Annotated in this window: 21 protein-coding genes; 7 read left to right on the top strand and 14 right to left on the bottom strand. The window is 73.3% G+C overall.

All coding sequences use genetic code 11. From position 1 onward, the window contains the following. Positions 1 to 20: 20 nt before the first annotated feature. Positions 21 to 809 carry an alpha/beta hydrolase gene (locus ACWD3O_RS03170; RefSeq protein ID WP_451414696.1) on the bottom strand — a complete coding sequence of 263 codons (789 nt, stop codon included), beginning with the start codon at positions 807 to 809 and terminating at the stop codon, positions 21 to 23. Between the two features lie 86 nt (positions 810 to 895). Here ACWD3O_RS03170 and ACWD3O_RS03165 point away from each other — a divergent pair, with 86 nt between their 5' ends. Together ACWD3O_RS03165 and ACWD3O_RS03160 are read left to right on the top strand one after the other, a co-directional pair. Next, positions 896 to 2,011: an adenosine deaminase gene (locus ACWD3O_RS03165; RefSeq protein WP_451410823.1), complete on the top strand. Its 1,116-nt coding sequence runs from the start codon at positions 896 to 898 to the stop codon at positions 2,009 to 2,011. 170 nt (positions 2,012 to 2,181) lie between these two features. Continuing rightward, positions 2,182 to 2,619, top strand: coding sequence for an ATP-binding protein (locus ACWD3O_RS03160; protein WP_451414695.1), 438 nt, complete (start codon positions 2,182 to 2,184; stop codon positions 2,617 to 2,619). Between the two features lie 111 nt (positions 2,620 to 2,730). On the opposite strand, the gene ACWD3O_RS03155 is transcribed toward ACWD3O_RS03160, so the two are convergent. From ACWD3O_RS03155 to afsQ1, 5 genes are all read right to left on the bottom strand, one after another. Continuing rightward, positions 2,731 to 2,940: a PspC domain-containing protein gene (locus ACWD3O_RS03155; protein ID WP_451410821.1), complete on the bottom strand. Its 210-nt coding sequence runs from the start codon at positions 2,938 to 2,940 to the stop codon at positions 2,731 to 2,733. A 133-nt stretch (positions 2,941 to 3,073) separates the two neighbouring features. Continuing rightward, positions 3,074 to 3,631: a VanZ family protein gene (locus tag ACWD3O_RS03150; protein ID WP_451414694.1), complete on the bottom strand. Its 558-nt coding sequence runs from the start codon at positions 3,629 to 3,631 to the stop codon at positions 3,074 to 3,076. 80 nt (positions 3,632 to 3,711) lie between these two features. After that, a complete protein-coding gene (locus ACWD3O_RS03145; RefSeq protein WP_451410819.1) occupies positions 3,712 to 4,323 on the bottom strand; it encodes a hypothetical protein in 612 nt (203 codons plus the stop codon). Further along, a complete protein-coding gene (locus ACWD3O_RS03140; protein ID WP_451414827.1) occupies positions 4,320 to 6,218 on the bottom strand; it encodes an ATP-binding protein in 1,899 nt (632 codons plus the stop codon). The genes ACWD3O_RS03145 and ACWD3O_RS03140 overlap by 4 nt, the downstream gene beginning before the upstream one ends. Next, entirely contained in the window at positions 6,116 to 6,793 is a 678-nt protein-coding gene (afsQ1, locus tag ACWD3O_RS03135) for a two-component system response regulator AfsQ1 (protein ID WP_151771635.1), read from the bottom strand. Before afsQ1 ends, ACWD3O_RS03140 begins: the two co-directional genes overlap by 103 nt. A 210-nt stretch (positions 6,794 to 7,003) precedes the next feature. On the opposite strand from afsQ1, the gene ACWD3O_RS03130 reads away from it, so the two are divergent. Next, complete coding sequence (locus ACWD3O_RS03130; protein ID WP_451410818.1) at positions 7,004 to 7,783, top strand: SigE family RNA polymerase sigma factor; 780 nt, start codon at positions 7,004 to 7,006, stop codon at positions 7,781 to 7,783. A 220-nt stretch (positions 7,784 to 8,003) separates the two neighbouring features. Here the strand turns inward: ACWD3O_RS03130 and ACWD3O_RS03125 are convergent, their stop codons facing one another. Together ACWD3O_RS03125 and ACWD3O_RS03120 are read right to left on the bottom strand one after the other, a co-directional pair. Next, positions 8,004 to 8,744, bottom strand: coding sequence for a uridine kinase family protein (locus ACWD3O_RS03125; RefSeq protein WP_451414693.1), 741 nt, complete (start codon positions 8,742 to 8,744; stop codon positions 8,004 to 8,006). A 9-nt stretch (positions 8,745 to 8,753) separates the two neighbouring features. Beyond that, positions 8,754 to 10,556, bottom strand: coding sequence for a stealth family protein (locus ACWD3O_RS03120; protein ID WP_451414692.1), 1,803 nt, complete (start codon positions 10,554 to 10,556; stop codon positions 8,754 to 8,756). Positions 10,557 to 10,849: 293 nt separating this feature from the next. On the opposite strand from ACWD3O_RS03120, the gene ACWD3O_RS03115 reads away from it, so the two are divergent. Next, entirely contained in the window at positions 10,850 to 11,245 is a 396-nt protein-coding gene (locus ACWD3O_RS03115; RefSeq protein ID WP_451414691.1) for a hypothetical protein, read from the top strand. 179 nt (positions 11,246 to 11,424) lie between these two features. Here the strand turns inward: ACWD3O_RS03115 and ACWD3O_RS03110 are convergent, their stop codons facing one another. From ACWD3O_RS03110 to deoC, 3 genes are read right to left on the bottom strand one after another with little or no spacing between them, the layout of a single operon-like run. Next, positions 11,425 to 12,315, bottom strand: a complete 891-nt coding sequence (locus ACWD3O_RS03110) for an aldehyde dehydrogenase family protein (RefSeq protein WP_451410814.1) — start codon at positions 12,313 to 12,315, stop codon at positions 11,425 to 11,427. A 7-nt stretch (positions 12,316 to 12,322) separates the two neighbouring features. After that, positions 12,323 to 13,759, bottom strand: coding sequence for an aldehyde dehydrogenase family protein (locus ACWD3O_RS03105; RefSeq protein ID WP_451410882.1), 1,437 nt, complete (start codon positions 13,757 to 13,759; stop codon positions 12,323 to 12,325). Then, positions 13,759 to 14,718 carry a deoxyribose-phosphate aldolase gene (gene deoC, locus ACWD3O_RS03100; protein ID WP_451410881.1) on the bottom strand — a complete coding sequence of 320 codons (960 nt, stop codon included), beginning with the start codon at positions 14,716 to 14,718 and terminating at the stop codon, positions 13,759 to 13,761. Before deoC ends, ACWD3O_RS03105 begins: the two co-directional genes overlap by 1 nt. A 118-nt stretch (positions 14,719 to 14,836) precedes the next feature. On the opposite strand from deoC, the gene ACWD3O_RS03095 reads away from it, so the two are divergent. After that, positions 14,837 to 15,484 (top strand): PH domain-containing protein, encoded by a 648-nt coding sequence (locus ACWD3O_RS03095; RefSeq protein ID WP_451410813.1) that lies wholly within the window; start codon positions 14,837 to 14,839, stop codon positions 15,482 to 15,484. 123 nt (positions 15,485 to 15,607) lie between these two features. Here the strand turns inward: ACWD3O_RS03095 and ACWD3O_RS03090 are convergent, their stop codons facing one another. Continuing rightward, positions 15,608 to 17,242 (bottom strand): phospho-sugar mutase, encoded by a 1,635-nt coding sequence (locus ACWD3O_RS03090; protein ID WP_451414690.1) that lies wholly within the window; start codon positions 17,240 to 17,242, stop codon positions 15,608 to 15,610. 222 nt (positions 17,243 to 17,464) lie between these two features. Beyond that, positions 17,465 to 18,277 carry a purine-nucleoside phosphorylase gene (locus ACWD3O_RS03085; RefSeq protein ID WP_451410811.1) on the bottom strand — a complete coding sequence of 271 codons (813 nt, stop codon included), beginning with the start codon at positions 18,275 to 18,277 and terminating at the stop codon, positions 17,465 to 17,467. A 169-nt stretch (positions 18,278 to 18,446) separates the two neighbouring features. On the opposite strand from ACWD3O_RS03085, the gene ACWD3O_RS03080 reads away from it, so the two are divergent. Both ACWD3O_RS03080 and ACWD3O_RS03075 read left to right on the top strand, forming a co-directional pair. Then, on the top strand, positions 18,447 to 19,883 hold the full coding sequence (locus ACWD3O_RS03080) for an NAD(P)H-quinone dehydrogenase (RefSeq protein ID WP_451410810.1): 1,437 nt from the start codon (positions 18,447 to 18,449) through the stop codon (positions 19,881 to 19,883). A 221-nt stretch (positions 19,884 to 20,104) separates the two neighbouring features. Further along, complete coding sequence (locus ACWD3O_RS03075) at positions 20,105 to 21,067, top strand: DeoR/GlpR family DNA-binding transcription regulator (protein WP_451414689.1); 963 nt, start codon at positions 20,105 to 20,107, stop codon at positions 21,065 to 21,067. Between the two features lie 269 nt (positions 21,068 to 21,336). On the opposite strand, the gene ACWD3O_RS03070 is transcribed toward ACWD3O_RS03075, so the two are convergent. Beyond that, positions 21,337 to 23,109, bottom strand: a complete 1,773-nt coding sequence (locus ACWD3O_RS03070) for an acetyl/propionyl/methylcrotonyl-CoA carboxylase subunit alpha (RefSeq protein ID WP_451414688.1) — start codon at positions 23,107 to 23,109, stop codon at positions 21,337 to 21,339. Positions 23,110 to 23,389: the final 280 nt, after the last annotated feature.

The following is a 23,389-nucleotide window of genomic DNA, read 5'->3' as shown; positions in this document are numbered from 1 at the left end:
CCCCGGACCGGCCGGAGCCGTCAGCGTTCGCGGACGCGTCCGAAGCCGGACGCCAGCGGCATCCGGAGCCCCAGCGGCGGCGGCGCGGCGAGCGCGTCGCGGATGGCGCGGGGCAGGGGCGTGCCGAAAAGGGTGCCGAGGGCGAAGTCGGCGGTCAGCGTGTGGACCTCCCACCGGTACACCCGCAGCGCGTGCCCGTCGGTGTGCACCTCGAACCGGCACACCTCCCGGTTCGTCTTCTTGATCCGCTCCGCCAGCCGGAACGACCGGTCGGGCGCCACCCGGGCGTCGTCGGTGCCGTGCACGATGAGCACCTGACGCGACGCCAGCTGCTTCACCGGCTCCGGCCCCGCCGCCCCGCGCTCCGGGTCGGCGGGGAGCCACGGCGCGAGGGCCACCACCGAGACCACCGCCGGGTGCCCGGCCGCCCGCAGCGCCGCCCGGCCGCCCATGCCGACGCCCACCAGGCACACCGGCACGTCGCCGTAGCGCAGCACCGCCTCCTCCACGGCCCGCGTCGCCTCCGCGGCCAGCACCGCCTCCGCGCCGTTCCAGCCGCCGCGCCGGTAGCGCACCAGGTGGACCGCGAGCCCGTGCGGTTCCCCGGCGCGGGCCAGCCGGCGGCCCAGGGCCCGCGTCGAGACCCACCCCGCCACCGGGGAGGGCGGCCGGTCGGACACCTCCTTGCCGCGGGGGAGCAGCAGCACCACACCGGCCGGCGCGCCCCGTTGGTCCGGCCGCCGCAGGGCGTGCGCGGCGAACGGCTTTCCGAGCCGGGCCGGGCGGTCCGGGGTCCCTTGGTGTGCCATGCGCCCACACTGGCAGAACACCGCGCCCACGCCACCCTTCCGCGCGGACTCTACGCGCGTAGGGAATTGCGCGTTATGGTTCAGCGATGAAACGCCAGACCATCAACACCCCGACCGCGGAACAGATCCGCCGGGCACCGAAGGTCGTGCTGCACGACCACCTCGACGGCGGCCTGCGCCCCGGCACCGTCGTGGCACTCGCCCGGGAGAACGGGTACCGGGCCCTGCCGTACGAGGACGTCGACAAGCTGGGCTCCTGGTTCCGGGAGGCCGCCGACTCCGGCTCCCTGGAGCGGTACCTGGAGACGTTCGCCCACACCGTCGGCGTCATGCAGACCGAGGACGCCCTGCGCCGGGTCGCCGCCGAGTGCGCCGAGGACCTCGCCGCGGACGGCGTGGTCTACGCCGAGGTGCGGTACGCCCCCGAGCAGCACCTGGAGGGCGGGCTGACGCTGGAGCAGGTCGTCGAGGCGGTCAACTCCGGCTTCCGCGAGGGGGAGCGGCGTGCCCGGGAGAACGGCCACCGGATCCGCGTCGGCGCCCTGCTCACCGCGATGCGGCACGCCGCCCGTTCGCTGGAGATCGCCGAACTCGCCAACAGCTACCGGGACTCCGGGGTGGTCGGGTTCGACATCGCGGGTGCGGAGGCTGGTTACCCGCCCACCCGTCACCTGGACGCCTTCGAGTTCCTGAAGCGGGAGAACAACCACTTCACCATCCACGCCGGCGAGGCCTTCGGCCTGCCGTCGATCTGGCAGGCCATCCAGTGGTGCGGCGCGGACCGGCTCGGCCACGGCGTGCGGATCATCGACGACATCGAGGTCGCCGAGGACGGCACGGTGAAGCTCGGCCGGCTCGCCGCCTACGTCCGCGACAAGCGGATCCCGCTGGAGCTCTGCCCGACCTCCAACCTGCAGACCGGCGCCGTCGGCTCCTACGAGGACCACCCGATCGGGCTGCTGCGGCGCCTGCACTTCCGGGTCACCGTCAACACCGACAACCGCCTGATGTCCGGCACCACCATGAGCCGCGAATTCGAGCACCTGGTCGAGACGTTCGGTTACACGCTCGACGAGATGCAGTGGTTCACCGTCAATGCGATGAAATCAGCATTCATTCCTTTCGATGAAAGGGTGGCGATGATCGATGACGTGATCAAGCCCGGATACGCCACGCTGAAGGCCGAGTGGCTGTTCCAGTGAGGCGCCGCTGAACTGCGGTGACGCGGAAACGGAGGAAGCCGGGCGGACAATACGCCCGGCTTTCCCTTCACGAATCCACCGCATTTCGGTGTTTGCGGCCGACGGCGGGGCGTGTTTACGGTCGTGGACCGCTCAGTCCCCCGTCACTGCAATACAAGGACGCGTTCATCATGAAGCAGTCTGTTGCCAAGACCCTCGGTGTCGCCGCCCTCGGCACCGCCTTCGCGGCGATCGGCGCGGGTGCCGCCACGGCTGCCCCGGCCCTGCCGGACGCCGGCCCCGCCCTGAGCGGCGTCACCGGCGCGCTGCCGTCGGACGGCATCGGGGACGCCCTGCAGGGCCCGCTGGTCGGCGGACTCCAGGGCGCCGGCGACCAGCTCGGCGGCATCGGCGAGCAGCTCGGCGGCGCGGGCATGGCGGCCGCGATGGGCAGCGCCGAGCGCGTCTCCGGCGCGGCCCAGGAGCGGGACGCCAGCGCCCAGGCCAACGAGGGCGAGGCGCAGGCCGCGCCGCTCGGTGGCAAGGTCCCGGCGCTGCTCGGCGGCCTCGGCCTCGGCGAGATGAACATGGGCAACGGCAGCGGCCTCAACGGCCTGCCGATCGGCTGAACCGGCCGCGTCCGCCAGCACCACGCTTCCCCGACCGAGGGGGCGCGACCGGCAGCCCGGTCGCGCCCCCTCGGCGCGTCGTACGGCGGCTCGGCTCCGCCCAGACCGCGATCAGAACGCGGCGGCCTTGCGCGCGGCCTTCTCCTCGCTCGGCAGCAGGAGCCAGAGCGCGAGGTACAGCAGCACCTGCGGGCCCGGCAGCAGGCAGGAGACCAGGAAGACGGTCCGCATCGTGGTCGCGGAGACGCCGAAGCGCCGGGCCAGCGCGGCGCACACGCCGCCGATCATCCGGCCGTGGGTGGGGCGAACGAGGCTGCTCATGGCTGGTTCCTCCGTAGCTACGTCGGCACGGGGGCCTGGGAAGGGCCCGGCGTGCGTCTCGGTGTCGGAAACGACCCCCCGGCCGTCCCCTCTACCCCAAAGCTACGGACGCAAAAGGGTGCAAGGCATCGCTCTACGGGGCGATCGGGACCCTGGGAAACCTCGGGGACGGACCCTGAGCCGTCTCCTGGTCGACCCCGGTGGGGGCCCGGTCGCCGCGCCGGGCGGCCCGTCGGCGCAGAGCGGCACGGCCGGCCGGCACCGCCGCGAGATGGGCCAGGGTGAGCCCCGCCGTGTTGAGGATCAGCGAGTCGACGTCGACGACCTGCCCGGGCACGCCGGTCTGCAGCAGCTCGATGCCCAGGGAGATCAGCGCCCCGGCCGCCATGGTGCGGGCCAGGGAGAACAGCGGCGGCGACCAGAGCCGCCCGCCCGCGAGGGGGAAGAGGACGCCGAGCGGCGCCAGCAGGGCCAGGTCCTGCAGGATGCGGCGCGCGGCGGGCTCCCAGCCGAGCGCCAGGTCGGCGCGTATCCCCGCCATCGGCCGGATGTTCGCCGGGGTGATCCACGGGACGTCCAGTGGTCGCAGCGTCAGCCACCCGACGACGGCGAGGTGTGCGGCGAGGAGGAGGACACCTGCCGTGCGGAAACCGGTGGCGATGCTGCCGTTGCCCGAGCGTTGACGCTGCACGTGGGTCTAGACGCCGCCTTCCGGCCGCGCGGTTCCGGGTCCCGGGCGCCCGCGGGGTGGTGCGGGCGCGGGGGCGGACGTCACTGCTGGGCGACCCGGGTGTCCGACGGGACGGGTGTGGCGGTCGGGTGGGTCCGCACCGACTGCGGGCACTCGTAGCGGGTCAGCGGGCCCTCGGGGCCGCCGAGGGTGACCGAGCCCGAGCCCTGGGTGGCCGCGGACTCGGCGAAGGTGCAGACGATCTGCGCCAGCGCCCCGGCCGGCAGCCGCTCCGGGGGACCGTTCAGCCGGAACGCCTCTCCCGGGTCGCTCGGTATCGGCCCCTTCACCTCGGTGCCGAAGGGCACCACCGTCCGGTAACCGTTCTGCTGCTCGCCCGGCGAGGGCCGGCTGGTCAGCTCGTCGACCAGGCCCTGCGCGATCAGCGTGCGCCGCATCGAGCCGTCCGCGTCCTCGGGCAGCCGCACCGAGCGCTCCACCAGCGTCAGCTGGCCCGCGCACAGCAGGTACACGTGGACCTGCACCCGGGAGCCGTCCGTCGGCCCGGGGGAGGACCCCGAGGCGGCGCACGGCATCCGGGACGGGGCCGCGCCGAAGTCCGTGGGCACCTCCGTCGCCCGGATCCCGCACCCCGCCAGCGCGGACGTCAGCACCGCACCCAGCAGCAGCGCCGCCGTTCCCCTGCGCCTCACCGTCCGCTCCTCTGCCTCTGCCGCTGCTTGCCGCCCGCCTGCTGCTCCGCCGGGGCCTCCTCCGTCACCGAGGAGGCGTCCAGCGGCAGGCGCAGGGTGAACACCGCGCCGCCCTCGGACGAGTTGGCCGCGGAGATCTCACCGCCGTGGATGTGCGCGTTCTCCAGCGCGATGGAGAGCCCCAGACCGGAGCCCTCGGACCGCGGCCGGGAGGCGCTCGCCTTGTAGAACCGGTCGAAGACGTGCGGCAGCACCTCCTCGGGGATGCCCGGACCGTGGTCCCGGACCTGGATCACCAGCACCTTCCGCGCCGCCTCGGCGGCGGCCGCGTCGTCCTCGGCCGCCGCGTCGGCGTCCGGGACGCGCTCCGGGTGCTCGGCGGCGTCGTGCGGGGCGTGCGCGGCGTGGGGCGCGTGCGGGGCGTGGGGCGCGAGCGGCGCGTCGGGCGCGTCCTCCACCCGCACCGAGACCCGCACCGGCGACCCGCCGTGCTTGAGCGCGTTGCCGATCAGGTTGGCGAGTATCACGTCCAGCCGGCGCGGGTCGAGCCGCGCCGTCACCCCGCGTTCCGCGTCGAGCTCCACGGCGTCCAGCCAGGCCCGGGCGTCCACGCAGGCGGTGATCTGGTCGGCGATGTCCACGTCGTCGAGGACGAGCCGGGCGGTGCCCGCGTCGAAGCGGGTCACCTCCATCAGGTTCTCCACCAGGTCGCCCAGCCGCCGCGTCTCGCTGACCACCAGCCGCACGGCCGGCTCGATCATCGGGTCGATGCCGCCGGTCTCCGCGTCCAGCTCCTCCTCCAGCACCTCGGTCACCGCGGTGATCGCGGTCAGCGGGGTGCGCAGCTCGTGCGACATGTCGGCCACGAACCGGCGGGACGCCTCGTCGCGGGCGCTCATCTCCGCCACCCGCTGCTCCAGCGCGGCGGCGGTGCGGTTGAACGTCCGTGACAGCTCGGCCAGTTCGTCGGTTCCGGAGACCTGCAGGCGGGTGTCCAGCTTGCCCTCGCCGAGCCGGCGGGCGGCGATGCCCAGCCGGTGCACCGGCCGCAGCACGGTGGTGGCGGCCGCCTGCGCCAGCAGCGCCGACCCGACCAGCGCCAGCGCCGTGGCGATGCCCAGCGACCAGGCCAGCGAGTTGAGGTCCTTGGCCTCCGGCTCCAGCGACTTCAGCATGTAACCGGTCGGACCGTCCGCCACCCGCGCGCCGGCCACCAGGTAGGGGGTGCCGTCCCCGCCGACCGTCCGCTGCCAGTACAGGTGGTACGGGGAGGAGTTGGCGGAGGTCAGCTTCTGCTTGCGGTTCACCGCCTCACGCAGCGGGCGCGGCACGTCCTCCAGGGTGAAGGAGTCGAGCATGCCCGAACTCTCCACCACCGGACGCCCGTCGGGCGCCACGGATATCAGCAGCACGCTGAAGTGCTGGCTCCCGTTGGACATCTGCTCGGCCGCCCGGCGCAGTTCCTCCTGCGTCGGCCTGCTCGGCAGCGCGCCCGCGCGGTTCTGCATCTCCTGCTCGAAGTCCCGCAGCACCGCGTCCTGGGCGCGGGTCAGCACGGCCTCGCGGTTCAGCCAGTAGGCGATGCCGGACGCCGTCACCGCGGCCGTCAGGGCCACCAGGCCGAAGACGAGGACCAGGCGGAGGCGGAGGCTGGTGAACCGCAGGAGGCGGAAGCGCGATCTCGGGGCCCGGCCGGACGAGCCGCCGCCCGCCTCGGAGGCGGCGCCCCGGTCGGGGGAGGCGGCCGGACGGGCCGGTTTCTGCGACGGCACCTCGGGGGACTGCGGTCCGGTCACTGCGGCTGGTCCAGGCGGTAGCCCACGCCCCGCACCGTGCGGATCAGCGTCGGGGAGGACGGCACGTCCTCCACCTTGGCGCGCAGCCGCTGCACGCAGGCGTCCACCAGGCGCGAGTCGCCCAGGTAGTCGTGCTCCCACACCAGCCGCAGCAGCTGCTGCCGCGACAGCGCCTGACCGGGGCGGCGGCTGAGCTCCAGCAGCAGCCGCAGCTCGGTCGGCGTGAGCTGGAGTTCCTCGCCGTTCTTGGTGACCGTCATCGCGGACCGGTCGATGACCAGGGAGCCGAACGACGCCGAGTCGCTGGACTCCCGCTCCCCGCGGCGCAGCACCGCGCGGATCCGGGCGTCCAGCACCCGGCCCTGCACGGGCTTGACCACGTAGTCGTCCGCGCCGGACTCCAGCCCGACCACCACGTCGATGTCGTCGCTGCGCGCGGTCAGCAGGATGATCGGCAGCTGGTCGGTCCGGCGGATGCGCCGGCAGACCTCGAAACCGTCGATTCCGGGCAGCATGACGTCCAACACGATCAGATCCGGTCGCTGTTCGCGCAGCAACTGCAGACCGTCCTCACCGCTCGCAGCGGTCGCCACGCGGTGCCCCTGGCGGGTCAGGGAGAGCTCCAGGGCCGTACGGATGGCGTCGTCGTCCTCGATCAGCAACAGGGAAGGCACGGGCTCATTCTGGCCCATGGCCTCCACAGAAGGAATTCCGCCTACCGGAGCGGCTGTTCAGCGGCCCTCACCGGGCCGCCGGCCCGCTCCGCGAGAGGCGCGCACAGTGCGGGGAGCCTGTGACAGGTCTGTGACAGTCGGCGGACACCGTCATGAAGTGTCCCCGGCAACATCGTTGTGCACGGACAGGAACATGACGGGAGGCGCGGGATGAGCACTCTGCTCAGCAATGGCACTGGCGCAGTGGCCACGCGTCTGCACGACGTGGTGATCCGGGGGGAGCGGTCCGGCGTCGTGGGGGCGCGGGGCCGCGTGCGGGGAACCGTCGGCCGGCACGGGCTCACGGCCCAGCCGTCGACGGCGGCCTCCGCGTCCGTGGCGCCGCCGGCGGCGGCTCCGGTGCAGCGGGTGTCGTCCGAGCCGGTCCGGGGGGACCGCGCCGGACGCCCCGCCGCCCAGGGCGGGCTGTCGGAGGCGGAGTTCACCGCCTACGTGCGGGAGCGGCGGGCGGCGCTGTACGCCACCGCCTACCACCTGACCGGTGACCGCTTCGAGGCGGAGGACCTGCTGCAGAGCGCGCTGTTCTCCACCTACCGGGCGTGGGACCGGATCAGCGACAAGGCGGCGGTGGGCGGCTACCTGCGGCGCACCATGACCAACCTGCACATCAGCGCCTGGCGCCGCCGCAAGCTCAACGAGTACCCGACCGAGGAACTGCCGGAGACCGCCGGCGACCTGGACTCCATGCGCGGCACCGAGCTGCGCACCGTCCTGTGGCAGGCGCTCGCCCGGCTTCCCGAACCGCAGCGGACCATGCTGGTCCTGCGGTACTACGAGGGCCGCACCGATCCGGAGATCGCGGACATCCTCAACATCAGTGTCGGCACGGTCAAGTCCAGCATCTGGCGGTCGCTGCGGCGGCTGCGGGAGGACCAGGTCCTCGGACTCGGCCGTGACGAGGAGGAAGCCTTCGGCGAGCTCGTCGCCTGAAGGCCGGAGGGCTCACGGGGGATCGGAGCCCTTGGGGGGACACGGGGGAACGGGTCCGGGCGATTCCGGGGGGAGTCGGCCGGACCGGGGGACCACGGGGGGACGGGGGAAACGGGGGACACGGGGGACGGGCGGGACCGGAAGCGGGGGCTTTCCGGTCCCGCCCTCTTGTGTGCGCGGGGGCGGCCGGAAGCGGGGCGCGGCCGGAGGCGGCGTCCGCTCAGGCCTTCCTGGCCGGCGTCTCGCCGGAACGGACGGCGGCGGCCACCACGGCCGCGACCCGGGCCTCGGCCTCCGGCCGGTCGCAGGCGTGCGCCCCGAGCGCCGTCTGCCGCGCCACGATCGTCCGCTCCGACCGCATCAGCCGCCAGCCCCGCCGCAGCAGGAACGGGACCGACTTGCGGCCCTCGCGCAGGTCCCGCAGGAAGCGGCGCCGGAACGTCGTCACCGACCCCCGGGTCAGGCACAGCGCGTCACCCAGCAGCCCCAGCTCACGGCAGCGGGAGACGATCTCCGCCGCGAAGATCCCCTCCGCCACGAAGACCGGCGCGCCCGTGATGTCCAGCTCCGTCCGCCCGGTCCGGGCGCTCAGCGAGATGTCGTAGACCGGCACCTCGGTCCGCCCCGTGCGGCACAGCGACTCGATCGCGGCCACGGCGGTGTCCGCGTCCCAGGACAGCGGGTGGTCCCAGTCGATGTCCTCACTGCCCGCCACCAGCGGCAGCGTGGGGTCGTCGTGCTCCTTGTAGAAGTCGTCGAGCCGCAGCACCGGGAGCCCGGTGCCGGCGGCGAGCAACGACTTCCCGGACCCCGAGGGGCCGCAGAGCAGAACAACACGCGTCGGGAAGGAGAACTGGGTGGTCACGAGAGACCAGTCTGCGGCATCGAACGGCCCTCGAACGAGTCGGTGGACGGAGTTCGCACGCACATCACACCCCGTCCTCGTCCCGTCACGGCGCATCCGGCCGGGTCAGTCCCGGCGCTCGAAGCGGCTCGGGAAGGGGAAGTACTGCTCCAGGAAGCCGTGCATGCGCTCGTGGATCGCCTGGTGCTGCTCCGCGGGCGAGTGGACGTCGTTGAGGCAGAAGACGTCGAAGCGGCGGGTCTCCAGCAGCTCGGCGAGCCGGTCGGGGGCGTTGTCGCGGGCCACGTCGACGTAGCGCAGCTTGTACGTGCCCGGGACGGCACGGCCGGTCATGTACGCGTGGTGGTGGTGCATGCTCGCGCCCATGCCGATGTCGGTGACGTCGCGGAACCGCGAGCGGCTGGTGCGCTCCACGTCCTCGGCGAACAGTTCCTCGATCTCGCGCATCACGGTGCGTATCTGCGGGTGCGGCGTGTGCATGAACTTGTTGACGGCCATACGGCCGTGCCGCTCGAGCAACAGGCGGCGCACGTTCTTGCCCGCCGAGTTGGGCGCGGGCTCGTCCTTCAGCGGCGAGCCGAGGCCGTACTGGGCGGGGGAGAACGGCAGCTTCGCGATGCCGTTGCCGTGGAAGAAGTGCTCGGGGGTGAGGGGGCGGCCCGCGAAGACGTCGTCGTTGAAGTAGAGGTAGCGCTCGGAGAGGCCCTCGACGTGGTGGAGCTGGGTGCCTATCGCGTGGGAGTTGAACACCGGCAGGGCGCTCGGGTCGGTGAAGATCTCCTTGTGGTCGACGACCCGGATGCCGGCCACGGACGTGTCGAGCCAGGACGGGGTCTGCCCGTCGGTGACCACGAAGATGTTGCGCACGAACGGCGCGTACATCTCCAGCGAGCGCAGCGAGTACTTCAGCTCGTCGTGGTTGGTGTACCGGGAGGCGCCGCTCTCCCGGGAGTGGGTGCGCAGCGGAACCGGCGAGCCGACGCGGTACGCCTCACGCTGTGCGGCCAGCCGCGGGTCCGAACCGTCCACCCAGGTGTAGACGACGTCGATGTCGAAGTCGACCGCCTCCAGGGCGGGCAGGGAGAAGTCCCGGAATGTCGGGTGGGAGCGCCCCTGTATGCGGCGGGTCGCGGGGACGCGGGCCTCGGCGGGGACCGAGTCCGAGACGGCGTTGGAGCGGGGCGCGACCAGTGCCCCCGGCAGGGCGCTCTGGGGGAACTGGGTGCGCAGGGACGAGAGCCGGTCGGTCGCCTTGCGGGCGGCCTCGGGGTCCTCGTCCGCCGCGGCGAGGGCGGCCAGCAGGTCGTCGCCCTCCTGCCAGAACTCCACGTCGCAGCCCTGCTCGAAACCGGACAGGAGCTGTCCGGCCGGGCCGAGCTGCAGCTCGGTGAAGCGGACGACCCGGGAGCGCTTGAGGGTGACGGGCAGCCCTCCGTCCGCGTACAGCGCGGTCTCCTCGGGCCAGTCGTCCGCGGTCGAGCGGCTGATGTACAGCGGCGCCTGCCCGTAGAGCTCCCGCAGAGAGGTGAGGAAGGCCTTCCGGTCCGTGATCCGCATGCCCACCACGTGCCGCTGCGGAGAGGTTCCGGGGACCATCCAGTAGTCGAGGCCGGCGTGCTCCAGCGCGTCGGTGACCAGGTGCAGGTTGCGGGCGCGGGCGGCGTCGGAGGTGAAGGAGCCGACGACACGGCCGTAGTAGACGCGGTCCTGCGCGGTCAGCTCGGCGACGGCGGGGTCCGCCGCGAGCATCGCCGCCCGCCGCTCCGCGATCCGCTGCTCCTTGACCCGTTGGGCCTCGGCGGCGCGTCGGGCCTTCTCGGCGGCGGCTGCGAGCCGCTCCTTCTCCCTCCGCGCCCGACCACGACTGGGGACGAGGCGCTCAACGGCGCCCGATAGGGCGGAGGACATGCTATTGGCCGTTTCTGATCAGAGGATGACGCTAATAGGGAGATTGCTTGAAGATTACCTGTTGTTTCGATGCCGCGGAATGCTCATGTGATGTCAGGAACAGGAGAGGCGGGAGGGCGTCACGGTGGCCTGACGGAGCGAACCGCGTCGAACGGAGCTCGAACGGGCGGTGGCCGCTTGGGCGGGGCGGCACGGCTCCACTACGCTCGGTGGCTCTCCGGTCACCGAACGGTCAGACAGAACAGGCGGGCAGCACCATGGGGCGTCACTCGGCACCGAGGCGGACGAAGCACGTGAACGGCGGAAGGGCGGCCGTGGTCCTCGCCGGGGCCGGACTGGCACTCGGGGGCGGGGCGGCGGTGGCGTCGGCCGCGCCCGGGCCGGGGCAGGAACCGGTGGAGCCGAAGGTGGCGCTGAGCGTGATCGATCTCGAGACCGGGATGGAGACGCTGAAGAACACGGTCGGGTACGCGACCGGACCGGTGGGGAACCTGAAGCCGAACCCGCTGGCCGGCACCGGGGTGGATCCGACGGACAACGGCGTCGGCACACAGGTCGCGGACTTCCAGCCGGTGAACAGCAGGATGGTGACCGGCCCGCTGCTGCAGGCGGAGACGATCAACGCGCTGCCCGCGGTGGGGCAGGTCACCGGGCTGCTGGGCGGCCTCGCTCCCGCCCCGGCGGCCTGAGCGGCGGAGCCGGCCGGGGCGGGAGGGGCGCTGTCGGATGCGGGATGTGGGGGAGTCGACCCGCATCCGGTGCGCGGCGGTGCCCCTCCCCTCCTGCGGGGGCGCGCCGCGGTCCTGCGTCGGCCGGCAGGGGTGAGCCCGGGCCCGGAGGCCGACCCGGGTCGGTGGGACGAGCCGGGTCAGTAGGACGAGCCGGAGGCGCCCAGGGAACCGGTGGTGTGCCAGACCGTCTTGGTCTCCAGGAACGACGTCAGCCGCTCCAGGCCCGGTGTCGCCGCGAAGTCCTCTCCGGCGCGCGGGCGCAGCACCCGCTTGAGGTTGTCCGCCGCCGCGACCTCCAGGCCGGTCGCGAGCTCCGCGTCCGCGCCGGTGAGGTCGATCGCGTTGACGTCCATGTGGGAGGCGAGCGTCGGGGCGATCTCCGCCGTGCGGCCGGAGAGGACGTTGACCACGCCGCCGGGGACGTCGGAGGTGGCCAGGACCTCGCCGAGGGACAGCGCGGGCAGCGGCGAGCGCTCGCTCGCCACCACCACCGCGGTATTGCCGGTGGCGATCACCGGGGCGAGGACGGAGACCAGGCCGAGGAGGGAGGACTCCTGCGGGGCCAGGACCGCGACCACGCCGGTCGGCTCGGGCGTGGAGAGGTTGAAGAACGGGCCCGCGACCGGGTTGGCGCCGCCCACCACCTGGGCGATCTTGTCGGTCCAGCCCGCGTACCAGACCCAGCGGTCGACGGTGAGGTCGACCAGGGCGGCCGCCTTGGCCTTGGAGAGGCCCTCCGCCTCGGCGACCTCGCGGGTGAACTGGGAGCGGCGGCCCTCCAGCATCTCCGCGACGCGGTAGAGGACCTGCCCGCGGTTGTACGCGGTCGCGCCCGCCCAGCCGCCGAACGCCTTGCGCGCGGCGACCACCGCGTCGCGGGCGTCCTTGCGGGACGACAGCGGGGCGTTGGCCAGCCAGTTACCGTCCTTGGAGCCCGTCACCTCGTACACCCGGCCGCTCTCGGAACGCGGGAACCTGCCTCCCACGTACAGCTTGTAGGTCTTGAAAACGCTCAGGCGCTCAGACATCGGACGCTCAGACATCGAGGTAGGCCTCCAGCCCGTGGCGACCGCCCTCGCGGCCGTGACCCGACTCCTTGTAGCCGCCGAACGGCGAGGTGGGGTCGAACTTGTTGAACGTGTTGGACCAGACGACGCCCGCGCGCAGCTTGTTCGCCACGGCGAGGATGCGGGAGCCCTTGTCGGTCCAGATGCCCGCGGAGAGGCCGTAGGCGGTGTTGTTGGCCTTGGCGACCGCCTCGTCCGGGGTGCGGAAGGTGAGCACCGAGAGGACCGGGCCGAAGATCTCGTCCCGGGCGACCGTGTGGGCCTGGGTCACGCCGCTGAAGACGGTCGGCGCGAACCAGTAGCCCTGGGCGGGGATGTCGCACGGGGCGGTCCAGCGCTCGGCGCCCTCCGCCTCGCCCTGGTCGGCCAGCGTGGTGATCCGGGCCAGCTGCTCCGCGGAGTTGATCGCGCCGATGTCGGTGTTCTTGTCCAGCGGGTCGCCGAGGCGGAGCGTGGAGATGCGGCGCTTGAGGGCGTCCAGCACCTCGTCGTGCACCGACTCCTGGACGAGCAGGCGGCTGCCGGCGCAGCAGACCTGGCCCTGGTTGAAGAAGATGCCGCTGACGATGCCCTCGACGGCCTGGTCGATCGGCGCGTCGTCGAAGACGATGTTGGCGCCCTTGCCGCCGAGCTCCAGCGTGAGCTTCTTGCGGGTGCCGGCCACCGTGCGGGCGATCGCCTTGCCGACCGCGGTGGAGCCGGTGAACGCCACCTTGTCCACGTCCGGGTGGGCGACCAGCGCGGCGCCGGCGTCGCCGTAGCCGGGGAGGATGTTGACGACGCCCCTGGGGAGCCCGGCCTGGCGGCAGATGTCCGCGAAGAACAGGGCGGACAGCGGGGTGGTCTCGGCCGGCTTCAGGACGACCGTGTTGCCGGTGGCGAGCGCCGGGGCGATCTTCCACGCCAGCATCAGCAGCGGGAAGTTCCACGGGATGACCTGCGCGGCCACGCCCAGCGGGCGCGGGTTCACGCCGAACCCGGCGTGCTCCAGCTTGTCGGCCCAGCCCGCGTAGTAGAAGAAGTGCGCGGCGACCAGCGGCAGGTCGGCGTCGCGGGTCTCCTTGATCGGCTTGCCGTTGTCCAGGGTCTCCAGGACGGCCAGCTCGCGGGAGCGTTCCTGCACGATCCGGGCGATGCGGAACAGGTACTTGGCGCGCTCGCTGCCGGGCAGCGCGGACCAGCCCTCGAAGGCGCGGCGGGCCGCGGCGACCGCGCGGTCCACGTCGGCCTCGCCGGCCCGGGCGACCTCGGAGAGGACCTCCTCCGTCGAGGGGGAGACCGTCTTGAAGACGCGCCCGTCGGCCGCCTCGGTGAACTCGCCGTCGACGAACAGCCCGTAGGACGGGGCGATGTCCACCACCGAGCGGGACTCGGGCGCCGGTGCGTACTCGAAAGTCATGGGGATCAGTCCACCGTCACGTAGTCGGGGCCGGAGTAGCGGCCGGTGGCCAGCTTCTGCCGCTGCATCAGCAGGTCGTTGAGGAGGGAGGAGGCGCCGAACCGGAACCAGTGGTTGTCCAGCCAGTCCGGGCCCGCCGTCTCGTTGACGACGACCAGGAACTTGACCGCGTCCTTGGCGGTGCGGATGCCGCCGGCCGGCTTCACGCCGATCTGCACGCCGGTGCGGTCGCGGAACTCGCGGACCGCCTGCAGCATCAGCAGGGTGTTCGCCGGGGTGGCGTTGACCGCGACCTTGCCGGTGGAGGTCTTGATGAAGTCGGCCCCCGCCAGCATGGCGAGCCAGCTCGCGCGGCGGATGTTGTCGTACGTGGAGAGCTCGCCGGTCTCGAAGATCACCTTCAGGCGCGCGGCGCCGCCGCAGGCCTCCTTCACGGCGGTGATCTCCTCGTACACCTTGAGGTAGTGACCGGCCAGGAAGGCGCCGCGGTCGATGACCATGTCGACCTCGTCGGCGCCGGCGGCCACGGCGGCCCGGACGTCGGCCAGCTTGACCTCCAGGGGCGCGCGGCCCGCCGGGAAGGCGGTGGCGACCGAGGCGACCTTCACGGTGGAACCGGCGACGGCCGCCTTGGCGACCTCGACCAGGTCCGGGTAGACGCAGACCGCGGCGGTGGCGGGGGCCGTGCGGTCGGTGGGGTCGGGCAGGACGGCCTTGGCGCCGAGCGCCCGCACCTTGCCGGGGGTGTCGGCGCCCTCCAGCGTGGTCAGGTCCACCATGGAGATCGCCAGGTCGAGGGCGTACGCCTTGGCGGTCGTCTTGATCGACCGGGTGCCGAGGGCGGCGGCCCTGGCCTCCAGGCCGACCGCGTCCACACCGGGCAGCCCGTGCAGGAAGCGCCGCAGCGAGGCGTCGGACGCGGCGACGTCGGTCAGTGCGTGGGTGGGGGAGGGTGTTGTCGACATGGTCACCAGGCGAGCATATCTACGCGTGTAGCGGCTGCCCAGTCCCGTAGGTCTCCATCCGGTTCCGGATCGGTCGCGGGGCGGAGGAGACCGCTCGAACTCGTGCACAATCGGAGGCATGAACACGAGCGTCCCAAGTCCCGACACGGTCTACCGGTCTCCCACCGCCCTGGTGGGCGGCTCGCTGACCCTGGTCATCGTCGGGGGGCTCGCCGTCGACGCGCTGCTGAACGGCTCCGGGCGGACCGTGCTGACCGCGGTGGGGGTGCTGCTGCTCGTGGTCCCGCTGGTGGTGGCCTTCAGCTTCCGCCCCGCCGTGTACGCCAACGACGAGCGGCTGCGGGTCCGCAACCCGTTCCGGGTGATCACCCTGCCGTGGGGGCAGGTCGCGGGGCTGCGCTCCGGGCTCTCCCACGAGGTGGTCGACGAGGACGGGCGCCGGTACGAGCTGTGGGCGCTGCCGGTGTCGCTGCGGGACCGGCGGAAGTCACTGAGGGCGACCGCCGCGTCGGAGCGGGACGTGGACGCGCGCGGGCCGATGCCGAAGTGGACCGGGACGTCGGCGTCGGGCGGGAACGCGGGGGGCGCCGTGGTGTCCACCCGGCGGGGCACCGACAAGATCGTGGAGGAGCTGCGGGAGCGGCGGGACCGGCAGGCGGAGGTGTCCACGGCACAGGGTGAGGTCACCGTGCGGCGGGCCTACGAGATCTACGTGCCCGCCGCCGCCGGAGCGGTCCTCCTGCTGATCCTGCAGTTCCTGGGCTGACCGGCCCGCCCGGCGTTCCCGGGCCCCCGGCCGGCCGCTGGGCTTCCGGCCCCCCGGTCGGCCGCCGGCGACGGCGGGGACGCCGTCGCCAGCGGCCGGTCCGGGCAGGGCCCGCCCGGCGCGTCAGAGGCCGGCGGCCTCGGCGAGGGCGGCGCGCAGGGCGTCCAGGGTGCGCCGGGCCTCGGCACGGGCCGAGGGGAGGGCGGTGGCGTCGGGGACGGGGACCACGACCTCCAGGTAGCACTTCAGCTTGGGCTCCGTGCCGCTGGGACGGACGATGATCCGCGCGCCGTCGAGCGTGTACCGCAGCCCGTCCGTCGGCGGCAGCGTCTCCGTGCCCTCGGTGAGGTCCTCGGCCCGGGTGACCGCCAGCCCCGCCAGCCGGGTGGGCGGGGTCTCCCGGAGCCGCCGCATGGCGTCCGAGATGACGGAGAGGTCCGCGACCCGCACCGAGAGCTGGTCGGTCGCGTGCAGGCCGTGCTCCACCGCGAGGTCGTCCAGCAGGTCGAGCAGCGTGCGCCCCTGCTCCTTGAGCACGGACGCGAGCTCGGTGATCGCCAACGCGGCGGTGACGCCGTCCTTGTCGCGGACGCCCTCCGGGTCGACGCAGTAGCCGAGGGCCTCCTCGTAGCCGTAGCGCAGCCCCTCCACGCGGGAGATCCACTTGAAGCCGGTGAGGGTCTCCTCGTAGCCGAGGCCCGCCTTCGCGGCGATCCGCCCGAGCAGGGAGGACGAGACGATCGACTCGGCGAAGGTGCCCCGCGCGCCCCGGGCCACCAGGTGCGCGGCGAGCAGAGCGCCCACCTCGTCGCCGCGCAGCATCCGCCAGTCGCCGGAGCCGTCCGGCACCGCGACCGCGCACCGGTCCGCGTCCGGGTCGTTGGCGATCACCAGGTCGGGCTCGGCCTTCCGGGCGGCCGCGAAGGCGAGGTCCATCGCCCCCGGCTCCTCCGGGTTGGGGAAGGCGACCGTGGGGAACGCCGGGTCCGGCTCCGCCTGCTCGGCGACCAGCACCGGCTCGGGGAACCCGGCCCGCGCGAAGGCGGCCAGCACCACGTCCTTGCCGACGCCGTGCATCGCCGTGTACACGGTCCGGGCGGTGCGCGGCGAACCCGGGGAGAGCACCGCGTCGGTGCGGGCCAGGTAGGCCTCCAGCACCGAGTCGTCCAGCACCTCCCAGCCGGACTCCGGCCGGGGGACGTCGGCCAGCGAGGCCACCGCGGCGATCTCGGCGGCGATCTCCGCGTCGGCCGGCGGCACGATCTGCGAACCGTCGCCCAGGTAGACCTTGTAGCCGTTGTCCCGCGGCGGGTTGTGGCTGGCGGTCACCTCGACGCCCGCCACCGCGCCCAGGTGGCGGATCGCGAACGCCAGCACCGGCGTCGGCAGCGGCCGGGGCAGCACCGCGGCGCGCAGCCCGGCACCGGTCATCACGGCGGCGGTGTCCCGCGCGAAGTCGGCGGACTTGTACCGGGCGTCGTAGCCGATCACGACCAGGCCGTCGCCCTGCCCGCGGGCGCGCAGGTAGGCGGCCAGCCCCGCGGCGGCGCGGATGACCACCGAGCGGTTCATCCGCATCGGCCCCGCGCCCAGCTCGCCGCGCAGGCCGGCGGTGCCGAACTGCAGCGTGCCGGCGAAGCGCTCGGCGAGGGCGGCCTCGTCGCCCGCCTCCAGCAGGGCGCTCAGCTCGGCCCGGGTGTCCGGGTCGGGGTCCTCGGCGAGCCAGGTCCGGGCCCGGGTGATCAGGGTGTCCTGCACGGTCGGTTCATCCTCCGGTTCGGTGTTCGGTTCACGGTGCTCCGGGCCGCCCGCCCGGGACCGTGACACCGCCGTCCACGACGGCGGCCCTCCCGGAACGGGAACCCCGCCGCGGCGGGACCACACCGCCGTCGCGGTCCCGCCCGGCCGGACGCTCCGGACGCTCCGGACGCCCGCGGCCCGCGGCGTCCGGGGTGCGGCCCCCGGCGAGGCCGTCGCGCGTCAGAGGCGCGGCAGCAGCCGGGCGAGGAGTTCGCCCATCCGGGTGGCGCTGTCGCGGCCGGCCTGGAGGACCTCCTCGTGGTTGAGCGGCTCGCCCGTCATGCCGGCGGCCAGGTTGGTGACCAGGGAGACGCCCAGCACCTCGGCGCCCGCCTCGCGCGCCGCGATCGCCTCCAGGGTCGTCGACATGCCCACCAGGTCGGCGCCGATCGTGCGGGCCATCCGGATCTCGGCGGGCGTCTCGTAGTGCGGGCCGGGGAACTGCGCGTAGACGCCTTCCTCCAGGCTCGGGTCGACCTCCCGGCACAGCTCGCGCAGGCGCGCGGAGTACAGGTCGGTGAGGTCCACGAAGTTGGCGCCCACGATGGGGGAGGTGGCCGTCAGGTTGATGTGGTCCGAGATCAGCACCGGCTGGCCGGGGCGCATGCCCTCGCGCAGGCCGCCGCAGCCGTTGGTGAGCACCACCGTGCGGCAGCCGGCCGCGACCGCGGTGCGCACCCCGTGGACCACGGAGGCCACGCCGCGGCCCTCGTAGTAGTGGGTGCGGCCGAGGAAGACCAGGACCCGGCGCTCGCCGAGCAGGTAGGAGCGGACGCGCCCGCCGTGGCCCTCGACCGCGGGGGGCGGGAAGCCGGGGAGCTCGGTGACCTCCAGGTCGGCCTCCGGCTCGCCCAGGGCGTTGACGGCCGGGGCCCAGCCGGAGCCCAGTACCAGTGCGACGTCGTGGGTCTCGGCGCCCGTGAGCTGCCGGAGGCGGTCGGCGGCTGCCACGGCGGCGGCGTACGGGTCGTCCCGAAGAAGAGAAGCGTTCACCCGCCCGACCCTATCCCTTCCGTCCCTACGCGCGTAGATGCGGGAGGAAACGCAGCGGGATCGTTGTCGTGTCGTTTCCGTCGCCCCGGAGGGGTACGCGCGGGGGTGGCGGCGGCCGGTGAGGCGGTCGGTGGACCCCGGGCGGTGCGAGCTTGAAGGGTGCGGGACAATGGGGCACGTGACTCGGATCGTGATCATTGGTGGCGGGCCCGGCGGATACGAGGCGGCGCTGGTCGCCGCGCAGCTCGGCGCGGAGGTGACCGTCGTCGACGCGGACGGTCTGGGCGGCGCGTCGGTGCTGACCGACTGCGTGCCGTCGAAGACGCTCATCGCGACGGCCGAGGTGATGACCACCTTCGACTCGTCGTACGAGGAACTGGGGATCATCGTCGCGGACGACACCCCCCACGTCGACACGCCCGCGCGCGTGGTCGGCGTCGACCTGGGCAAGGTCAACCGCCGTGTGAAGCGGCTGGCGCTGGCCCAGTCGCACGACATCACCGCCTCCGTCACCCGGGCCGGCGCCCGGGTGCTGCGGGGCCGGGGCCGGCTGGAGGGCCTGCAGGCCTCCGACGGCTCGCGCAAGGTGGTCGTGCGGGCGGCGGACGGCAGCGAGGAGACGCTGACCGCCGACGCCGTGCTGATCGCCACCGGCGGCCACCCGCGCGAGCTGCCCGCCGCCCGCCCGGACGGGCAGCGCATCCTGAACTGGACCCAGGTGTACGACCTGGACGAGCTCCCCGAGGAGCTCATCGTGGTCGGTTCCGGCGTCACCGGCGCCGAGTTCGCCGGCGCCTACCAGGCGCTGGGCTCCCGCGTCACGCTGGTCTCCAGCCGCGACCGCGTGCTGCCGGGCGAGGACCCGGACGCCGCCGCCGTGCTGGAGGACGTGTTCCGCCGCCGCGGCATGAACGTGATGGCCCGCTCCCGCGCCGAGTCCGCCAAGCGGGTGGACGACCGGGTGGAGGTCACCCTCTCGGACGGCCGGGTGATCAGCGGCACGCACTGCCTGATGGCGGTCGGCGCGATCCCCAACACCCACGAGATGGGCCTGGAGGAGGCCGGCGTCCGGCTGAAGGACTCGGGCCACATCTGGACCGACAAGGTCTCGCGCACCACCGCGCCCGGCGTCTACGCGGCCGGCGACGTCACCGGCGTCTTCGCGCTCGCCTCGGTGGCGGCCATGCAGGGCCGCATCGCCATGTACCACTTCCTCGGCGACGCGGTGGCCCCGCTCAACCTCAAGGCCGTCTCCTCCAACGTCTTCACCGACCCGGAGATCGCCACCGTCGGCTACACCCAGGCCGACGTCGACGCCGGCAAGATCGACGCCCGGGTGGTGAAGCTGCCGCTGCTGCGCAACCCGCGCGCCAAGATGCAGGGCATCCGGGACGGCTTCGTCAAGATCTTCGCGCGGCCGGGCACCGGCATCGTGGTCGGCGGTGTCGTGGTGGCCCCGCGCGCCTCGGAGCTCATCCACCCGATCTCCATCGCGGTGGACAACAGCCTGACGGTGGAGCAGATCGCAAACGCGTTCACCGTGTATCCCTCGCTGTCCGGCTCGATCGCCGAGGTGGCGCGTCAGCTGCACACCCGCAAGGCCTGACCTGTCGGAGCCCGCGACGCGGCGCCGGTCCCAACTCGGGGCCGGCGCTTGTCGTTTGTCCGGGTGACGGGTCCCGCGATCACGGTCGGTCGCGGCCCATGCGTGTGGCATAGTCGCGCGGACGGTGCCTTATATCATCCCCGGCCCCTGATCACGTACATCTTCTGCAATTCGCCGCAAACTGCTGAAAGCAGTCGGTCGTTGGGGTTACTGTCAGTTTCGTGTTCGCTGCAGAACGTCGTCAATTGATCCTCGAAATGGTGCGCGCCAACGGAGCGGTGTCGCTCCGTGAGCTCGCCCGTGTCGTCCAGACCTCCGAAGTGACCGTGCGGCGGGACGTGCGCGCGCTGGAGGCAGAAGGACTCCTCGACCGCCGGCACGGCGGTGCGGTGCTGCCGGGCGGGTTCACGCGGGAGTCGGGCTTCCCGCAGAAGTCCCATCTCGCGACCGCCGAGAAGACCGCCATCGCCGACCTCGCCGCGGGCTTCGTCGAGGAGGGCGAGGCCATCGTGGTCGGGGCGGGCACCACCACCCAGGAGCTGGCCCGGCGGCTGGCGCGGGTGCCCGGGCTGACCGTGGTCACCAACTCGCTGCTGGTCGCGCAGGCGCTCGCCCATGCCAACCGCGTGGAGGTCGTCATGACCGGCGGCACCCTGCGCGGCTCCAACTACGCGCTGGTGGGCAGCGGTGCGGAGCAGTCCCTGCAGGGGCTGCGCGTCTCCAAGGCCTTCCTGTCGGGCAGTGGGCTGACCGCGGAGCGCGGTCTGTCCACCTCCAACATGCTCTCCGCGTCCGTCGACCGTGCGCTGGTGCAGGCCGCCTCCGAGGTGGTGGTCCTGGCGGACCACTCCAAGCTGGGCACCGACACGATGTTCCAGACGGTCCCCACGGAGCTGATCACACGGCTGGTCACCGACGAGCCGCCGGGCCACGAGGACCGCGCCGCGACGGAGCTGCAGGCGCTGGCCGACCAGGGCGTGCAGATCGCCGTGGCCGGTGCGCCGGGGGCCGAGCGGGCGGAGCGGCCGGAGCCGCAGGGGGGCGGGCGGCAGCGCAGGGACGTGCCCGTCCCGGGCCCGCGCCGCGGTCATGCCCCCGGCGGCCCCCAGCTCCGCGCCGCCGCGGTCCTCGGCGACGCGGCGCAGGCGGAACGCGCCCGCGTGGCGGACCTGCGCCGCCGGTAGGTCTCGCCACCGGCCCCGCGTGAGCGGTGCCCGTGCGGGCGGGGGTGTGCCCGAGCGGCTGGGGTGCGCCCGAGCGGCCGATTCCGCGCGGGTGGGAAGCGTGGGCGGCCTGAGCCGCCGCCGTCGACGCCGCCGTGCGCGGTGTACCGCCGTCGTGTGCGGCGCGCGTTCCCCGCTCGGCGGGCCGTCGTGTGTGTGGGGGCCGGGGGGTGGGACGGAGAAGGGCGCGTGGGGCCGGGGGCCTCACGCGCCCTTCGGGGCCGTGCGGGTCAGTCCTTGATCTCGCAGATGGCGGCGCCGGAGCTGATGGAGGCGCCGATCTCGGCGGACAGGCCCTTGACCGTGCCGGACCGGTGCGCGTTGAGGGGCTGCTCCATCTTCATGGCCTCGAGGACGACGATCAGGTCGCCCTCCTTGACCTCCTGGCCCTCCTCGACCGCGACCTTGACGATCGTGCCCTGCATGGGCGAGGCGAGGGTGTCCCCGGAGGCGGCCGGGCCGGACTTCTTGGCGGCGCGGCGCTTCGGCTTGGCGCCGGCGGCGAGGCCGGTGCGGGCCAGGGACATGCCGAGCGAGGCGGGCAGCGAGACCTCCAGCCGCTTGCCGCCGACCTCGACCACGACGGTCTCGCGGTCGCCCTCGTCCTCGGAGTCGGCGTCGGCCGTGCCGGCGAACGGCGGGATCTCGTTGACGAACTCGGTCTCGATCCACCGGGTGTGGACGGTGAACGGGTCGGCCGAACCGGTGAGTTCGGGGGCGAACGCCGGGTCCTTGACCACCGCGCGGTGGAAGGGGATGGCGGTGGCCATGCCCTCGACCTTGAACTCCTCCAGGGCGCGCGAGGCCCGCTCCAGGGCCTCCTTGCGGGTGCGGCCGGTGACGATCAGCTTGGCCAGGAGCGAGTCCCAGGCCGGGCCGATCACGCTGCCGGACTCGACGCCCGCGTCCAGGCGGACGCCCGGGCCGGACGGCGGGGCGAAGGCGGTGACGGTGCCCGGCGCGGGCAGGAAGTTACGGCCCGGGTCCTCGCCGTTGATGCGGAACTCGAAGGAGTGACCCCGCAGCACCGGGTCGCCGTAACCGAGCTCCTCGCCGTCGGCGATGCGGAACATCTCGCGCACCAGGTCGACGCCCGCGACCTCCTCGGTCACCGGGTGCTCCACCTGCAGGCGGGTGTTGACCTCCAGGAAGGAGATCGTGCCGTCGACGCCCACCAGGAACTCGACCGTGCCCGCGCCGACGTAGCCGGCCTCCTTGAGGATGGCCTTGGACGCGGAGTACAGCTCGGCGACCTGGGCCTCGGAGAGGAACGGGGCCGGGGCCTCCTCCACCAGCTTCTGGTGCCGGCGCTGGAGGGAGCAGTCACGGGTGGAGACCACGACCACGTTGCCGTGCTTGTCGGCCAGGCACTGGGTCTCGACGTGACGCGGCTTGTCCAGGTAGCGCTCGACGAAGCACTCGCCCCGGCCGAACGCCGCGACGGCCTCGCGGACCGCGGAGTCGTAGAGCTCGGGGACCTCTTCGAGGGTGCGGGCGACCTTCAGGCCGCGGCCGCCGCCGCCGAACGCCGCCTTGATGGCGATGGGCAGGCCGTGTTCCTTCGCGAACGCGACGACCTCGTCGGCGCCGGACACCGGGTCCGGCGTGCCGGCCACCAGCGGCGCGCCCGCGCGCTGGGCGATGTGACGGGCCGCCACCTTGTCGCCCAGGTCGCGGATGGCCTGCGGCGGCGGGCCGATCCAGTTCAGGCCCGCGTCGATGACCGCCTGCGCGAACTCCGCGTTCTCGGACAGGAAGCCGTAGCCGGGATGGATCGCGTCCGCGCCCGAATCCGCGGCGGCCTTCAGCACCTTGGCGATGTCCAGGTAGCTGGTCGCCGGGGTGTCACCGCCGAGGGCGAACGCCTCGTCCGCGGCACGCACGTGCAGAGCGTCCCGGTCGGGGTCTGCATACACGGCCACGCTCGCGATACCGGCATCCCGGCATGCCCGGGCGACGCGGACTGCGATTTCGCCACGGTTGGCGATGAGCACCTTGCGCACGATTGAGGCTCCCTCCTTGAAACAAGCCGAGTTTAGGGACTGCCGACACGTCACTACGACCCGTCCCCAGTGGTGAGCTTGCCCACACGGAGGGTGAAACGAGGGCCTTGCGGCGGGTGCCGAGCGGTGAAATCCCTTGTAGCGCCGGGCGGCGCGGGACTCCTCCCGGAAACCCTAGCCGGGTGATGTGGCTCAGGTCTCTGTAAAGCCACGCCGCCGCGGGCCGTGTTTCTTTGTGGAGTCCCTACCAACACCTCGGTGAATCTTTGCGGTCGTCAGA

The organism is Streptomyces sp. NPDC002640 (genome assembly GCF_053592575.1).
The sequence above is the reverse complement of the archived record's forward strand: the minus strand, read 5'-3'. Positions and strand labels throughout refer to the sequence as shown.

Excerpts from the sequence above, each read along its gene's own strand:
- ACWD3O_RS03165 (WP_451410823.1), top strand. The coding sequence starts at position 896 with ATGAAACGCCAGACCATCAACACCCCGACCGCGGAACAGATCCGCCGG.
- deoC (WP_451410881.1), bottom strand. The coding sequence starts at position 14,718 with ATGTCGACAACACCCTCCCCCACCCACGCACTGACCGACGTCGCCGCG.
- ACWD3O_RS03125 (WP_451414693.1), bottom strand. The coding sequence starts at position 8,744 with ATGCGCCGTGACGGGACGAGGACGGGGTGTGATGTGCGTGCGAACTCC.
- ACWD3O_RS03130 (WP_451410818.1), top strand. The coding sequence starts at position 7,004 with ATGAGCACTCTGCTCAGCAATGGCACTGGCGCAGTGGCCACGCGTCTG.
- ACWD3O_RS03080 (WP_451410810.1), top strand. The coding sequence starts at position 18,447 with ATGGGGCACGTGACTCGGATCGTGATCATTGGTGGCGGGCCCGGCGGA.
- ACWD3O_RS03110 (WP_451410814.1), bottom strand. The coding sequence starts at position 12,315 with ATGTCTGAGCGCCTGAGCGTTTTCAAGACCTACAAGCTGTACGTGGGA.
- ACWD3O_RS03095 (WP_451410813.1), top strand. The coding sequence starts at position 14,837 with ATGAACACGAGCGTCCCAAGTCCCGACACGGTCTACCGGTCTCCCACC.
- ACWD3O_RS03170 (WP_451414696.1), bottom strand. The coding sequence starts at position 809 with ATGGCACACCAAGGGACCCCGGACCGCCCGGCCCGGCTCGGAAAGCCG.
- ACWD3O_RS03120 (WP_451414692.1), bottom strand. The coding sequence starts at position 10,556 with ATGTCCTCCGCCCTATCGGGCGCCGTTGAGCGCCTCGTCCCCAGTCGT.
- ACWD3O_RS03160 (WP_451414695.1), top strand. The coding sequence starts at position 2,182 with ATGAAGCAGTCTGTTGCCAAGACCCTCGGTGTCGCCGCCCTCGGCACC.
- ACWD3O_RS03155 (WP_451410821.1), bottom strand. The coding sequence starts at position 2,940 with ATGAGCAGCCTCGTTCGCCCCACCCACGGCCGGATGATCGGCGGCGTG.